The following is a 12,256-nucleotide window of genomic DNA, read 5'->3' on the forward strand; positions in this document are numbered from 1 at the left end:
CTTTTGTGCAAGCGATTGAGGCGGTGCAGCAGAATGTGCCGCTGGCAGAATACGCCCGCTCTCATGCTGAGCTGCAATCCGCGCTTGATACGTGGGGAGGCGAACCATGAGTTCATCCAAGAAGCCCGTCATTTTTTGCGACTTTGACGGGACGATTACGAACAGCGACAATATTGTCGCTATCATGAAGCATTTTCAGCCTGCGGGCTATGAGCCCATCATGCATTATATCGTAAACGGACATACCTCCATTTGTGAAGGCGTAGGTGCCATGTTTGCCCTCATGCCTTCGGCGCAAAAGGACGAAATCATCTCATACGTACTTGGACAAGCGGGTATACGCGAGGGCTTTGCACGCTTTTTGGACTATGTACGGGAGCAGCAGATTGAATTTTTCGTCACCAGCGGCGGCATCGATTTTTTTATTGATCCATTGCTTAAACCCTTCGATATTCCGCAGGATCACATCTTCTGTAATGGAGCAGATTTCTCCAGTGATAACATCCAGATTACGTGGCCGCATCCATGTGAGAAGCCGTGTACAAATGACTGCGGTATGTGCAAAACGACCATCATTCGTCAATACCCTGCCGAACAGTACGAACGGATCTTGATCGGCGACAGCCTGACGGATTTTGAAGGAGCCAAAATTGCCGACCTCGTCTACTCCCGCTCACACCTGACATTAAAGTGTCAAGAGCTTGACGTACCGCATGTACCCTTTGAAACATTTGACGACATTATCGAGGATTTAAAGCAAAAACAGAAGCAAGGGGTGCTGTAAATGAGCTTTAGCTGGACAGACATTACATTGGAAGAAAAACGCCGCGCATTGGAAGAACTCGCCGATGTCAAGGAGCTATTTGCATCTCGCAACTGGTTCCCCGGCACGAGCGGCAATTTGTCGATCCGCATCGGTGATTTTCAGCCCGAACAATTTTATTTTGCAGTTACCGCCAGCGGCAAGGATAAGACAAAGCGAACACCGGAAGATTTTCTGTTTGTTGATCCATACGGGAAAGCCGCCGAAGCAACCAACCTCAAGCCGAGTGCCGAAACGCTGATTCATTGTGAAATTTACCGCCTGACAGGCTGCGGAGCCGTTTTCCATGTGCATACCGTGTTTAACAACCTGATTTCCGAGTATTACGGGGAGCAGGGCTCTGTACCTGTGCAAGGGATCGAGCTGATTAAGGCTTTTAACATTTGGGAAGAAAATGCTGCCATCCACATTCCTGTGCTGCCGAATTATGCCGATATCGCCTCGATTGCCAAGCTGGTGCCGGGTGTGCTGAATGAGCGGGTTCCAGGGATTTTATTGCGTAATCACGGCATTTATGCGTGGGGACGTGATGTATTTGAAGCTAAAAAGCATCTGGAGGCGTTTGAATTTTTGTTTGAAACGACGTATCGCTCCCTGCTGCTAAAAAGTTCAAGATGAAAAATCCCCCCCTGCAACATAATGTCCTCTCCGCTTCATATCCTATCCTTATCGAAAGGAGAGTGTAGCTTGTGCCTGAAACCTGTGTTCCCACTGGCGTGAAACTAAAAGATACTGGCTTTGGATACACGTTATCCTTAATAGGCGGTAAATATAAAATGATCATTATGTATTGGCTTTCCGAAAATAAGGTTATACGATTTAATGAACTGCAGCGATGTATCGGTACCATTTCCTTTAAAACGCTAAGCCTCATGCTAAAAGAACTGGAGGCAGATGACCTGATCATACGCACAGAATTTCCCCAGGTCCCCCCAAAAGTTGAATATTCATTATCTGAACGTGGTCTTTCGCTAATTCCTATTCTAGACATGATGTGTGAATGGGGTGAAAAAAACGCAGACCTTGATTTAGACACGATATGAAGAATGAATAATAATTTCACTAAAACAAGGAAGCACCCTATACGGATGCCTCCTTGTTTTTTTGTTATTTACATTTGATCGATAAAGTTTAAATAGTCTTGTGCACTTTTTTCAATTGTTTCAGCCGTGGGTTCAAATTCAGCACCGTATGAAGCAAAGAACGAACGGTAGTCTGCTTTACAATAAATAGCGGTTGTTTTGTAAGGTACTAAAATTTCCTCCAAGGTATGCTTGTATCTACCGTTCTCGCTGTAATCTTCACTTTTTATACCAGCTGATACAGCCAAAGCAATCTTACGATCTTTTAGTTTATCTCCCTTCGATCCGTAAGCCCAGCCGTAAGTAAATACATCATCTAACCACTTTTTAAGGAGTGGAGGGCAGTTAAACCAAAAAATAGGAAACTGCAAAACAAGTTTATCATGACTCTCAATCCATTTTTGTTCTCTTTCCACATCAATATTTCCATCAGGGTAAGCCTTATACAATTCGTGAACTGTATACTTTTCCGGGTATTTTTTGAGCTCTTCTACCCAGCGTTTATTAATGATAGATGTCTCTATACTTGGATGTGTTACGATAACAAGAGTTTTCAAAGCGATGTCCTCCTTGAGTTCTATTTATTTCTCTTCTTGAGTATAGAGGCCACACTATAAATAAAAAAGTACGCACTTTTACTACAGGTACTATTATAAAGGTAAGTATTACTTCATTGTATTGAACCGATGGGGGTAACCGCTTATCGTCGACCTAGGAAAGTGCGACGCAAATGGTCGACCCACTTGTCCGGAATATCCTAGGGTATGAAAGGTCCCTATTATTAAATCCAGTCAATGCGCTGATTGGATCTTGATTAAATATTAATTTTTATTTTTCGCTCTAAAAGGCTTGTAGAAGGCACGAATCTCCTGTGCTAAAAGCTCTGGCTCTTCCATGGCGGTAAAATGTCCGCCACGAGCCATTGAAGTCCAGCGAGTTATATTTAGGTTGCGTACTGCCCATTCTTTAGGCGGTAACAATATATCTGCTGGGAATAATGCAATTCCGGTAGGTACTTCTATGTAGCCCAATGGCGGCAAAGAATGTGAATTTTCATAATACATACGTGTTGATGATCCAATTGTGTTAGTAAGCCAATAAACCATTATATGCGTAATCAGCTCATCCTCGCTAAATCTTTGCCGGAGGTTACCATTACAATCACTCCAAGCACGGAATTTTTCAATAATCCAGCCAGCTAAGCCTACTGGTGAGTCAGAAAGTCCATAAGCAAGAGTCTGGGGGCGTGTCGATTGAAGTGACATGTACCCCCCCTCAAGGGAAATCCATTCTAAAGCATTTTTCTTGTATTGCAGCTCTTCTTCTGAAAGTGTTACCTGCTCATGTGATGTGAGGAGATTTCTTATAATACCAATATCAGTTAGGTGGATTCCAAATAAAAGTTCAGGATGGTTTGATGCCAGATATCTTGTAACACCGGAGCCAATATCCCCACCTGCAGCAGCAAATTTTTTGTATCCTAATTCTTTCGTCATTAATTTAGCCCACATCTCGGAGACACGAAAATTGTTGACGCCAGAACGGTCAGGGCGACTGGAGAACCCAAATCCAGGCAATGAAGGGACAATTACATCAAAAGAGTCCTCAGAGTCACCGCCGTGGCTGGCTGGATCAGTAAGAAGAGGGATGATTTTTTGGTAACGAAGGTAACTGTCTGGCCATCCGTGAGTAAGAATGATCGGCAAAGGGTTAGGTCCTTTACCACGCTCATGAACGAAGTGCACATCAATCCCATCGATATTGCAGCAAAACTGGGAAAAGCGGTTCAACTGAGATTCTTGTGTGCGCCAATCATACTGGTCCCGCCAATACGAAACGAGAGATTTCAAATAATTTAATTCAGTTCCTCGATCCCAATCCGAGTCTTCTAATTGATCTGGCCAGCGGATGTGATGTAGTCTGTATTTTAGATCAGCAAGGATTTCATCAGAGATGTGAATATGAAAACGTTCAACTGCCATAACGTTTCTCCTCCTTTTTTGTTGTGTTGCATCGTAATGATATCCCTTGAACTTCTGTGGTACAATGCTATAAATGAAGCATCTAACTATACTATTTGATAGGTGACTACTATGCCACAAATTGACAGGTATAAAAACCGTTCCGTGAATATTGAATTTGTCGCAGTGGAGGACTTTAGTAATCTTCCTTATCCGGGGCGTTTTACTCTAATTTTAGTTACGTCTGGAACAATGAGCGGGATATTAAACGAACATCCAATATCCATTGTCGCTCCGGGCGTCCTTTGCTTGGCTGAAGATGATGATATACAAGTCATTGAGAAGCATAACGTAGCTGCGCAATCCTTTAGTTTTCACCTAGAATTTCTTAACACAATAACTCTTTCCGAAACGCAGGGTTACTTTCCAACTGGTCCGAGAATACAAACAGGTCTTTCACTTTTTCAACGTGATCATCTATATTTTGGTGTACCTCGTGTAACGGAAAAAGCATATCCACATTTATTTGAATGGTTTTTTGTACTTGGTACAGAAGTACAGGCGCAAAGCGATACACGCTGGGTATGCAGAATAAAAAAGTACCTCATCCAAATTTTAGGGTTGCTTGAGGATCTAAATCGGAATAGTGAACGGTCGTCCGTTGATTTAGCGTTAGAATATATACACACTAATTACCTGAGAAAGATTTCTTTGGAGGATTTGACGAATTGTGCTCATTTGAACCGTGTAACTCTTAATAAATTATTTCAGGAAAGATGTGGAAATACAGCAATAGGTTACTTACTTTCATATCGTTTGAAAGTTGCGTGTGATCTTTTAACACATACAGGTATGAAGCTTAATGAAATTGCACGCGCTACTGGATTTGAGTATGACACTTACTTTATCAAGCAATTTAAAGCTAAAAAAGGGATCTCACCTACAAAGTATAGGACCATCTCTCGTAAGTTTGCCACTACTCAATAGAAGATAAGGACTGATCTATTTATAAACTTTTCATGTGAATCATTGTTCTGGGGAATATTAGCTGCAGTGACATTCGTGATCTACAGTATCTAGCCGCAGAGATTAATGAGGAAGTTCGATACACTGTTAATACGGCATGGGGAATGCTTATTAGGGGTAGCATGCTATTTGTTGTTTTCAGACCTTGGAATCTAAATGGACTGAGCAATATGTATGCTTATATGACAATGGGTATAATTGTTCTATTTGGAACAATACTATCTATACATTTTTTTGAGAGGGAATTAAGATAAGCGGTGCAACGAAAGGAAGCCTTTTATCTTCAATTGAACCACAGGGAATGACACATAAGAAAGGATTATGGATGTCATGTTTGGCGGAGATCATGAGGGCACTCTTCCCCTTGAGGTATTCCATGAAGCTCGATACGCTCATCTTCGGTGGAATGCTCACCAGCATATGAATACGATCTGGCATGAAGTGCCCTCGATGATCTCTACACCTTTTTCTTTGTGAATGCAAATTCGGAATTTTAAAATCTAATGTATCAACGATAAACTAGACCGCCATCCGTGAGTATGGCTTGACCTGTAATATAATCCGAATCATCCGAAGCCAAGAAAGATACTAAATTGGCGACATCTTCAGGCGTTTGATATCTTTTAAGGGCAATTTCCGAAGAAAACTTCTCAAATGCTTCCCCCGGTTTTAGGTCGTCGCTATACTTAACCATTTCTTCGTCAATCCGATCCCACATCTGCGTTTTTGCAACACCGGGACAATATGCATTTACTGTAATTTTATATTTAGCCAGTTCCTTAGCGGCCGAATGGGTAAAGGATTTCACAGCATGCTTGGTCGCAGAATATGTGCCGAGCATATCAAAGGATTCGTGGCCTGCTATACTACACGCATTAATGATTTTTCCTTTGGCTTCTTGCTTAATAAATTGATTGGCGGCGGCTTGAGTACCAAAAACGACGCCATTTACGTTGATTTTGAATAGTCTGTTCAGTTGTTCTTCTGTAATTTCCAAAAACGGAGCAACGCCGTCGATCCCCGCATTGTTAACAAAAACATCTAAACGACCAAATTGATCAACCGCTTCTTTGACCAGATTGAATTGGTCCTCACGTTTAGATACATCTCCTTTAACTCCGATAACATTAAAGCTCTTTCCTTTGAGTTCAGAAACCGTTTCGTTCAGCAACGCTTCATTTATGTCATGAAGTACAACACTGAAACCATCTCTGCACAGCCTCTCTGCGATACCTTTTCCTAATCCGCCTGCAGAACCCGTAACGATTGCAACCTTGCTCATAACCAAGATCCTCCTTTGATGAGAAAATTGTATTACGAACTTCCCACATTAACTATATGTCTATAAACCAGATTTGAATTCATATTTCTGCTGTTTACGAATGATTTGTCACGTTTTCTCGCGCATTTTTATATTTATACGCAACAATGGACAGAGTATTCACTAGTACTTAATGCTATAAAAAAACGCCCCCTATTGGGGACGCTCCAGCTTGAATTGCTCACCTAGCTTCGCATAATCGTTTCCAGCCAACCGGCTCACCGGACGCAAATTTTTGGCAATTACATAGGTGTTTTGGTACGATTCCTCGGATAAGTGATACTGCACCACGCGCCCGATCAGCAGATCACAGGCCGGTGCGTTCTCCGTACCTCCCAGCGGTATTGCCCGCTCCAGGACACATTCCATCCGTATTTTCGCCTCGCTCACACCCGGAACCGCAATTTTTGTACTTTGGATCGGCGTTAGTCCTGCTAACGTAATTTCACTCTCATCCGGCGACAGACGAGAAGCCGTCACATTCACTGCGCCCACATTGTCCTCATCTGTGATATGTACGACAAAAGCTTTTTGCTCCATCGCATTGCGCGCTGTATCTTTGGACACTCCGTCCACACGTTGTACGGATACGGACAGAAGCGGCGGCTCGGAGGCTACGATGGAAAAATAACTGAACGGGGCTCCATTCAGCACTCCTTCGCTGCTCAACGTCGTTACAAAGGCTACTGGTCTCGGTATAATGCTTCCGCTTAACAGTTTATAATTTTCACGCGCTGTAAGCGTATCAGGATTTAACGGTATCATGTTTTTCCTCTCTTTCCAGGTACATTCGTAGTTGTATTCAATTCACTTACTTCAAGTTTACCCTAAGATCACATACACTGAATGAATCCACAAGGGCTTCTCCTTTAAAGTATCGCGTGAATGATGCAGAATGTAAAGCTGGAGCCGGAAGCTCTCCCTATTCCCCGATAATATTCCCATGGCTATCACGTACAGTAACCGCAATTCCCTTGGGAACTGCAACCGTAACGTCAAGCTGCTGCCGATCCTGCATAAAACGTGTCGGAATTTGGCCGAGCAGCACATATAACGTATCTCCAATTTGCTTTGTCTGATATAGCTCTTGTCCTTTGAATTCGTTCTCGTTGCCTGTATATACATAGCTTCCAAACACATGCACCTCTGGTGAGGTGGTTGCATCAATTTTGACCGCATACGGATTTTCTCCCTGCACAATCACCTTGGTCACACCGGCAGGCATTTTCTCATGCCAATCAGGGAGAAGCCTTGTTTCCTGCACAGAACCCATCATTTCCCTGACTTGCGTAGTAAGTCCCAGTGAGCTAACCAAAGCAAATCCGATACAGAAAAAAACCAATACAGCCGTAATGAACATACTGAACAAATCATAACGAATGCGCTCACGTGTCCCTTTCCACGCTGTATACATTAAAATCTCCAATCCCAGCAAAACAAATACGACAGGCCACCACGTCAATATCTGCTCCAGGGTGCCTGCTCCCCAAAACTTGGAGGCACACGTTACGCCGCCTAACAGGACAAGAAAAAGTCCCATTGAAAGCCTTCCGACCTTCCATACCCCTGCTGAAGCTGTTGATGTCTTGTGGGATTCCCTCTTATTGGATGATGGACCAGAAAAACCTATAGAGCTTGTCCCGTCACCAGGAGAATGATGGACTCCCTTCATGGGAGCCTCACTCTTTGAAAATTCAGTATCCATTCTATCGCTTCTCCTTTGCCCGTTTCGTTTTGGAGTTACCGATCATCATCCAAATACCACCGCCGATCAACAAGAAGGATACAATAATTGTTCGTAAATACGTGTCAACGATATTGTAAATCTGCCCTTCTGGAAACAGGCGATCCAGCACAGGAACCAGGATGTTAATCAGGATGTAATAAGCACCCAGCGCCAGCAATCCCAAGCCTACCCACCGATGATATTGTGCAAACATGCCGATGACAGGCTTGTCAATCAGTGGTTCCCGACCATAACGGCTTACTTGCTGCAACGCATCAAAAAAGCTGTAAAACCAGATGACTGGAATCAGGAACAAAAAGAGCGAAAGATGCAGCACATCCAGCACATAGATTCCTCCTAAAAACAGCAGCATGAGCTGAAGCCCCCGTTTTTGCAGACCGATATACATATGCCCGGCACCGGGAAATACGGATAAAATCGAAGCCAGCATTTTACTGCGCCGTCCCTCAACTCTTCCATGCTCCAGTTCCTCAAACAAAGTCCGGTCCTGAAGAATTTCTCCTGCTTGCTTGCGATGTACAAGCTGCACCGCATCAAACATGCAATACAGCCAAATAATCGGCAACACGCCTGCAAACGCCATAAACCCAGATTCGTTTGTAACGCTGGTAATAAAGATGAGAATTACTCCAAAGCCAAAGAAGGACATCAGAAAAGACAAGCCACGCTGCATTAGCCCCAGATGAAGGTGCCCCAATCCCGGGATGAACGATAGCAATATGGTGAAAAAACGTTCATTATCCGACCCTTTTGGGTAAGCGGGCGAACCCGGCGCCCCGTAGTATCCTTGCTCATAAGGATTATAACCTGGACCGTAGCCTACTCCTGCTCCCGGTACATCCGTATTTGTATCTGTTGCACCTTCCGATGCTTCTACCCCCAAGCCTTCACCTCCATAAGATACATGCTGAGCGTAAAAGCCATACGGGTTCGGACCTGTATGAGAAGGATGCGGAGGATATGGAGCAACAACTGTACGAGCATCATTACGCAATAAGCTGATCATGATATGCAGCATACTCAATCCCCATAAAAGAGTGGCCACAAAAATACTAGCCAAAAAAGGCCCTTCGTCCCTGGCTACCACCGCAAGAAAAAAACCTCCCGCCAGACATCCAAAAAACAAAATTGTATATACAAACGCATTGGCTTTGCGCTTCCAGTAATAGTGTCCTACACCAGGGATGATATTCAGCAGAAATGCCAGCAGTTTGCTTCGTTCTGTATAAGGCACAGCTACACTTCCTTTCTAATCTTGGGATATTGCCAAATCCGAATTTTAGGGTTTTAATTTGTCGAGCCAGCTTGTCGTAGCTCGCATGACCTCTTCACTGTAAGAGACGCGTTCTTTTGAAGGAATCGGCTTTCCGTTGTTTTGCAGCATTTTGTCAAAAGCACCACTGGACAGCAAGATCAAGGTCAGGCTTGCCGCTATAACATAGTGAAACACAGGCTTTTCAAACCAGCGACGCTTGTTAAAAATGACTTGACTCGCTTCTGCGTCTATATCGGAAAGAACGGCCATGACTCTATCTGTGAAGTGCTCCGCATTTATCTGGGCAACATGATCTTCTAAGGTCGGTTCCAGTTGCTCCAGTGCAGCAAGATATACATCCAGCGCCTGTTCGTCTTCCAGCAAAAGCTTTTCCAGCCGCTCAGACTCTTCTAACGTGCAAGTTCCTGTTATATAAGCATGCCAATCCTTTAATTGCCCTTCCATCCACGGTTTATCCTGTTGTTCAGTCATTGCCATTCCTCCTCCTTCCAGTGATTTCGAATCCATTGCCGTGCCCGGTAAAGCCTGGACTCTACCGTTTTTAAAGCTACCTGCGTCTCATCCGCAATTTGGTCATAAGTTTTGCCCTGCATATAATAGGCTCGAATAATATCCCGATGCTGCTGGGGCAACTGGGCGATTTTTTCCGATAGTTCTACATTCCGTTCCTCGCGGATCAGGCGCGACAGCATATCCTCATCCCGGGAAGGGAACTGTACGAGCGTTTGTGCGACGTCTACGAGCTCTGTGGGCCGCCTGTCCTGTTTCCGCTTGATATCCAGCGCTTTGTGGAGCGCAATTCGACTCAGCCACGTTTTGAAACCTTCGTTCCGGTACTGGGGGAGAGACTTATACACCTGAACGAACGCTTCCTGTGCGGCATCTTCCGCTTCCTTACTGTCATGCAATACCGAATAGGCGATATGAAACACATGCTTGCTGTACAGTTCTACGATCTCACGGAACGCCTGCCGATCACCAGACCGGATTCGCTCAATGATTCTCTCTATATCAATGACGCTCTCCCCCTTCCCAATACTATAGACGTCAGAGAATTTTCTCCCCCTGCATATTTTTAAAAATATTTAAAAAGGACACACCCTCCAACCGGAGTGGTGTGTCCTCTATCATTAAAGCCTGCTTGCTCGCTTTAATTTTCTGCTTCATTGATGGTGCACAGGCGATGACACAGACCACTGCTTTAGCTGCGTCCGCCACCACGGAATCGCTGGGCGTATTCTTTGGCATCCTGTGCATTGCGCACACGGTTTCGACTCCACTCCAGCAATATGCGGTCTATATATCGGAAGTGCACCTTTCCTGCAAACACCGCTTCCTTCAAAGCCAGCAAAATCAGCTCTTCGGGATAACGATCCTGATCCATCCAGCTGTTGATCGTCTCGTATTCCATCGGTGACAGCGGCCGACCAAATTCTTTCTCGAAAATCGTGAACAAATTTCGTTCTTCTGTAGGCGAAGATTGCGTTGTTCCATTCTGAATCTCAGGTTGCCCGGCAAACAAAAAGTCGTCCTCATCGTCTGTCTCCGTACGCTCGGCAATCATACATTCCGCCAGCTTACGATACAGTCCCGTCAAATTGTAGCGTTCAAATTGTACGGATGAGCTGCGGTCCTCCACAGAATCAATCCGCAAAAAGCCTTCTTTCGTCAGCTTGCTGAAATAGAGCGCGATTTCGTTCGCAGTGCATCCGATACGAGCCTGTAACTGCTCCCATGTTGGAAATTCATTACGTTCCGCCTGTTTAAAAGCAAGTAGCTGCATCAGCAGCAGCATTTCACCATCCGTCAGCCGAAGCGTCCGATAATGCTTGAGCAGGGCGTAGGGAATCTGGACCATTCCGGCTTCCATAGCAAAGGCTGCTCCCTCCGCCCACCCAGCCGCAGATGTCTTGTCGAATGATCCGGTCATCGGTTACGGATACAGACGATACAGCATACGTGGGAACGGAATCGTTTCACGTACATGATCGAGCCCGCAAATCCAGGCTACTGTACGCTCCAGTCCCAGTCCAAAGCCGGAATGCGGAACGCTGCCATAGGTGCGCAGATCCATATACCACTGGTAAGCTTCGCGTGCTAGGTTATGCTCGTTAAAACGCTCTTCCATCAAGGCCGGATCATCAATCCGTTGGGAACCCCCGATAATTTCGCCATAGCCTTCAGGAGCGATCATATCGGCACACAAAACAACCTCTGGACGAGTTGGGTCGGGTTTCATATAAAATGCCTTAATGTGAGCCGGCCAATGTGTAATGAATACAGGCTTGTTGTATTTCTCGGCAATAGCCGTTTCATGAGGAGCGCCAAAGTCTTCACCCCAAGGAATATCGAATCCTTCACCTTGGAGGAACGCAATCGCCTCATCATACGTGATGCGTGGGAATTCGCCTTGAATTTGCTCCAGCTTCGAAACATCGCGTCCAATCGTTTCAAGTTCCTTTGCACAATTTTTCAGAACAGACTGTACGATATGGCTTACAAACTGCTCCTGGATGCGCAAGGATTCTTCATGATCCACAAAAGCCATCTCCGGCTCAATCATCCAGAACTCAATCAGGTGACGACGTGTTTTGGACTTTTCTGCGCGGAACGTTGGGCCAAAGGAATATACCTTACCCAAAGCCATCGCTGCCGCTTCCATATACAATTGTCCACTTTGTGTCAAATATGCATCTTCGTCAAAATATTTGATGTGGAACAGCTCTGTTGTGCCTTCTGCGGAAGAAGGCGTCAAAATCGGCGGGTCCACCTTCGTAAAGCCGTTGCCATTAAAAAATTCCTGTACAGCACGGATGATCTCCGCCCGTACGATCAGAACAGCACGCTGCTTGGCGGAACGCAGCCACAAGTGACGGTGATCCATCAGGAAATCTACCCCATGCTCTTTTGGTGTAATCGGGTAGTTTTCAGTCAGATGAATAATTTCAATGCCTGTAACCGTTAATTCAAAGCCTGATTGGCTACGCGGTTCCTCACGCACGACTCCAGTCCCATACAGG

Annotated in this window: 14 protein-coding genes and 1 pseudogene; 4 read left to right on the forward strand and 11 right to left on the reverse strand. The window is 44.9% G+C overall.

All coding sequences use genetic code 11. From position 1 onward, the window contains the following. Positions 1 to 106: 106 nt before the first annotated feature. The 3 genes from WG8_RS13565 (at position 107) to WG8_RS13575 (ending at position 1,866) form a co-directional block, all read left to right on the forward strand. Positions 107 to 784, forward strand: a complete 678-nt coding sequence (locus WG8_RS13565) for a 2-hydroxy-3-keto-5-methylthiopentenyl-1-phosphate phosphatase (protein ID WP_007430772.1) — start codon at positions 107 to 109, stop codon at positions 782 to 784. After that, positions 785 to 1,441, forward strand: coding sequence for a methylthioribulose 1-phosphate dehydratase (locus WG8_RS13570; protein ID WP_007430773.1), 657 nt, complete (start codon positions 785 to 787; stop codon positions 1,439 to 1,441). 71 nt (positions 1,442 to 1,512) lie between these two features. Then, a complete protein-coding gene (locus tag WG8_RS13575) occupies positions 1,513 to 1,866 on the forward strand; it encodes a winged helix-turn-helix transcriptional regulator (RefSeq protein WP_043891072.1) in 354 nt (117 codons plus the stop codon). Between the two features lie 68 nt (positions 1,867 to 1,934). On the opposite strand, the gene WG8_RS13580 is transcribed toward WG8_RS13575, so the two are convergent. Then, positions 1,935 to 2,462, reverse strand: coding sequence for an NAD(P)H-dependent oxidoreductase (locus WG8_RS13580; protein WP_007430774.1), 528 nt, complete (start codon positions 2,460 to 2,462; stop codon positions 1,935 to 1,937). A 264-nt stretch (positions 2,463 to 2,726) separates the two neighbouring features. Then, positions 2,727 to 3,887: an epoxide hydrolase family protein gene (locus WG8_RS13585; RefSeq protein WP_007430775.1), complete on the reverse strand. Its 1,161-nt coding sequence runs from the start codon at positions 3,885 to 3,887 to the stop codon at positions 2,727 to 2,729. Between the two features lie 111 nt (positions 3,888 to 3,998). Here WG8_RS13585 and WG8_RS13590 point away from each other — a divergent pair, with 111 nt between their 5' ends. Then, positions 3,999 to 4,853 carry a helix-turn-helix domain-containing protein gene (locus tag WG8_RS13590; RefSeq protein ID WP_043891073.1) on the forward strand — a complete coding sequence of 285 codons (855 nt, stop codon included), beginning with the start codon at positions 3,999 to 4,001 and terminating at the stop codon, positions 4,851 to 4,853. Positions 4,854 to 5,222: 369 nt separating this feature from the next. Here the strand turns inward: WG8_RS13590 and WG8_RS26580 are convergent. From WG8_RS26580 to asnS, 9 genes and pseudogenes are all read right to left on the reverse strand, one after another. Next, a pseudogene (locus WG8_RS26580) lies at positions 5,223 to 5,359 on the reverse strand (transposase); the annotation flags it as partial. Between the two features lie 41 nt (positions 5,360 to 5,400). Further along, the gene (locus tag WG8_RS13595) at positions 5,401 to 6,174 is read right to left on the reverse strand and encodes an acetoin reductase (RefSeq protein ID WP_007430776.1); all 774 of its coding nucleotides are present in this window, start codon (positions 6,172 to 6,174) and stop codon (positions 5,401 to 5,403) included. Between the two features lie 192 nt (positions 6,175 to 6,366). Next, a complete protein-coding gene (locus WG8_RS13600) occupies positions 6,367 to 6,978 on the reverse strand; it encodes a flavin reductase family protein (protein WP_007430777.1) in 612 nt (203 codons plus the stop codon). A gap of 157 nt (positions 6,979 to 7,135) precedes the next feature. Continuing rightward, positions 7,136 to 7,918 carry a hypothetical protein gene (locus tag WG8_RS13605; RefSeq protein WP_043891074.1) on the reverse strand — a complete coding sequence of 261 codons (783 nt, stop codon included), beginning with the start codon at positions 7,916 to 7,918 and terminating at the stop codon, positions 7,136 to 7,138. A gap of 1 nt (position 7,919) precedes the next feature. Continuing rightward, positions 7,920 to 9,194: a hypothetical protein gene (locus tag WG8_RS13610; RefSeq protein WP_007430779.1), complete on the reverse strand. Its 1,275-nt coding sequence runs from the start codon at positions 9,192 to 9,194 to the stop codon at positions 7,920 to 7,922. Positions 9,195 to 9,239: 45 nt separating this feature from the next. Continuing rightward, entirely contained in the window at positions 9,240 to 9,707 is a 468-nt protein-coding gene (locus WG8_RS13615; protein ID WP_007430780.1) for a hypothetical protein, read from the reverse strand. Next, complete coding sequence (locus WG8_RS13620) at positions 9,704 to 10,309, reverse strand: RNA polymerase sigma factor (protein WP_179033445.1); 606 nt, start codon at positions 10,307 to 10,309, stop codon at positions 9,704 to 9,706. Before WG8_RS13620 ends, WG8_RS13615 begins: the two co-directional genes overlap by 4 nt. A gap of 128 nt (positions 10,310 to 10,437) precedes the next feature. Next, entirely contained in the window at positions 10,438 to 11,166 is a 729-nt protein-coding gene (locus tag WG8_RS13625; protein ID WP_043891076.1) for a DnaD domain protein, read from the reverse strand. Positions 11,167 to 11,169: 3 nt separating this feature from the next. Beyond that, on the reverse strand, positions 11,170 to 12,256 hold a 1,087-nt coding region (gene asnS, locus WG8_RS13630; RefSeq protein ID WP_007430783.1), incomplete at its 5' end, for an asparagine--tRNA ligase.

This window comes from Paenibacillus sp. Aloe-11, from assembly GCF_000245715.1.
Taxonomy (GTDB): Bacteria; Bacillota; Bacilli; order Paenibacillales; family Paenibacillaceae; genus Paenibacillus; species Paenibacillus kribbensis.